The sequence below is a fragment of the Pseudomonas sp. SIMBA_068 genome (genome assembly GCF_046534705.1).
Classification (GTDB): domain Bacteria; phylum Pseudomonadota; class Gammaproteobacteria; order Pseudomonadales; family Pseudomonadaceae; genus Aquipseudomonas; species Aquipseudomonas putida.
On the sequence record NZ_JAWRYI010001577.1, the window covers coordinates 1 to 238 of the forward strand.

At 49.2% G+C, this 238-nt stretch carries 1 pseudogene; it reads left to right on the plus strand.

Annotated features, from left to right (window positions below):
- Positions 1–238, plus strand: a pseudogene (locus tag SB756_RS35005) (OmpA family protein); the annotation flags it as partial.

Consider the following 238-nt stretch of genomic DNA (forward strand, 5'->3'; position numbering starts at 1 on the left):
GAGTAATCCATCAAACTTTATCGATTTTGGTGGCAAACCCGCGTCACTCAATACACTGGGCCTCGCCAGCAATCTTAAACCTGTGTCACAAGGCTTTAGCCTGATTAATCAGGCGCAGGCCAGCAGTGTCACAGGCAGTTGTATGAGTGATCTGCCACGCGTTAGTGGGATGGCGAAAAACCTGGCCAGCGGAAAACCGATTGAAAGTCATGACACAAGTGATTATCTGCCTGGTATG